This window comes from Pseudoxanthomonas koreensis (assembly GCF_010093225.1).
Taxonomy (GTDB): Bacteria; Pseudomonadota; Gammaproteobacteria; order Xanthomonadales; family Xanthomonadaceae; genus Pseudoxanthomonas; species Pseudoxanthomonas koreensis.
The window spans coordinates 1-2,194 of sequence record NZ_PDWM01000075.1 but is presented as its reverse complement, the minus strand read 5'-3'; the positions used below and the strand labels follow the sequence as shown (position 1 = coordinate 2,194).

2 protein-coding genes are annotated in these 2,194 nt (G+C 69.6%); both read right to left on the bottom strand.

Annotated elements, in window-relative coordinates; genetic code table 11:
• Positions 1-70 precede the first annotated feature (70 nt).
• Positions 71-844 (bottom strand): IS21-like element helper ATPase IstB, encoded by a 774-nt coding sequence (istB, locus tag CSC64_RS13745; RefSeq protein ID WP_162435897.1) that lies wholly within the window; start codon positions 842-844, stop codon positions 71-73.
• The gene (gene istA, locus CSC64_RS13740) at positions 841-2,091 is read right to left on the bottom strand and encodes an IS21 family transposase (RefSeq protein ID WP_162435896.1); all 1,251 of its coding nucleotides are present in this window, start codon (positions 2,089-2,091) and stop codon (positions 841-843) included. The genes istB and istA overlap by 4 nt, the downstream gene beginning before the upstream one ends.
• Positions 2,092-2,194: the final 103 nt, after the last annotated feature.

Here is a 2,194-nt window from a genome sequence, read left to right as displayed (position 1 = left end):
TGTCAAACGACACCCAGTTTCACGCATTAAGGCGACACCCGGATTTACGCACCCCGGGTCGGGTTGAGGGTCAGTTGCGGGCGGCGCCGAGCGTCGCTTCGAGGTCTCTGAGTCGGTAGCTCCTCCCCTTGATGTTGAGCACGTGTGCCTTGTGCAGCAGGCGGTCCAGGATGGCCGCAGCCAAGGCTTCGTCACCGGCCAGCAGTTCGGTCCAGTCGCGGACCGACTTGTTGGTCGTGATCAGGATCGCGCCGCGGCCGTAACGGTAGGTCACCAGACGGAAGAACAGGCTGGCCTCGTCACGGGTCATTGGCTCGAAGCCCAGTTCGTCGATGATCAGCAGCGCGGTCGACAGGTACTTGCGCCGGCGCAGCCTGGCCGGCGGCAGGTGGGCGTCGGCCTTGAGCTGCAGCTTGAGCTCATCGAAGCGGTAGAACTGCGCCGAGAACCCGAGTTCGACCGCCTTCACGCCCAGGCCGATGGCCAAGTGGGTCTTGCCGACGCCGGGTGGGCCCTGGATCAGCACCGTCTCGGTGGCGCGGATGAAGGCGCAGGTGGCCAGGGTGTCGATGCGTGAGCGCTCGATCGCCGGCTGGAAGGCGAAGTCGAAGTCGGCCAGCGTATGGCCGGTGGGCAGGGTCGACAGGCGCAATGCGGTGCGCACGCGACGGCTCTCCCGGGCCTGGTGCTCGGCATCGAGCAGGGCGTCGAGTACGGCGTGCGGGGCGTGGCCTTCCTTGACGCCTTCGCTGAGCAGCGGCTCGAGCTGGTCGGCGGCATGGGCCAGTCCCAGGCCGAGCAGGCGCTCGCGGGTGCGGTCGACGTCGAGTTTGCGGCGGCTCATCGGGCCACCTCCGCCAGGGCGGCGTAGAGGTCCAGTGGCCGTTGCTGCACCGGCATCGACGCCAGCTCCTGCAGACGCCGGCCCATCCGGCCCAAGGGCGTGGGTGCATGCACCGTGGCGGTCCCGGGTCCCTCGTAGTGGTCCGGATCGATCAGCAAGCGGCGCTCGGTGTGGCGCGGATGCTGGGCGATGACCTGCTGGTCGGCCAGCACCTGCACGGTGCCGGCGCCACCGCGCACTTCCACCTGACGACCCAGGAACGCGAACGGGACCGAGTACTGCCGGCCTTCGAACGCGACCAGCCCGTCGCGGCCGACGCGGCGGGTGGCAACGTCGTCGAATGGGGCCGGCAGGATCGGTAGCGGCGCCAGCACCCTGCGTTCGTCCTGCCAGGCATCGAACACGCTGCCGCCAGTGGCAGGGCAGCGCCGGCGCCGGGCGCTGTCGCGCACGGCATCGTCGGTCGCGGCCTGCAGTTCCTGCACGTTGTCCCAGGCTTGGCGCGCCAGGTCGATGCCGCGATGGGTACGCACGGCACGTTCGACCTTGCCCTTGTGCTCCGGGCTGTAGGGCGTGCACGGATCGACGTGGAAGCGCACGGTCGTGGCGTAGCGGCGGTAGCTGTCGTTGAGCTGGCCCCAGGCACCGGCGCCGCGCACCACGGCCGTCTTCGTGTTGTCCACACGCAGTACGGCGGGAATGCCGCCGACCCGCTCGAACGCCGCGTTGTGCGCGGCCAGCCAGCACAGGCTGTCTTCGGCCGGCATCCACACCACCGCGCCGAAGCGCGAGTGAGACAGCACCAGGTGGAAGGCGTGCAGGGTGACCTGCTCGCCGGCGACGACCATGCGCGGGAACTGCGCCCAATCGACCTGCGCCTGCGCACCGGGGGGCGTCTCAACACGGCGGCGGGCGCGCAGCGGTGGCGGTGGGTAGTGGTCGGCGACGTAACGCTGCACCGATCGCAGGCTGCCCATGTAGCCGTGGTCGGCGGCCAGCCAGGCATGCAGGGCAGCCAGGTTGGCGCGATCGTGGTGGGCCATCCAGTGCGCGATGGCGTCGGCGGCGACACCGGCCCGCCGTGGCTGGTCGGCGCGGCCATCGTGCGCCGCGGTGGCCAAGCGGCCCAGGTGGTACCGGACGGTGCCTTCGCTGAGGTTGAGTTGGCGGGCGATGGCCCGCTTGGGTACGCCCTTGGCGGCCAAGGTCTTGATCGTCATGCGGATCTCCAGATCGGTGATCGCCACGCCCGCTCCCGTCGAAGACGACAGCGGCCGAGGCTACGGGGTCGACCCGGAGGTGCGTAAATCTGGGTGTCGCCTTAGCGGAAAGTTAGGGTGTCGTCCTACA

Coding starts and splice junctions, on each gene's coding strand:
- istB (WP_162435897.1), bottom strand. CDS start 844: ATGAGCCGCCGCAAACTCGACGTCGACCGCACCCGCGAGCGCCTGCTC.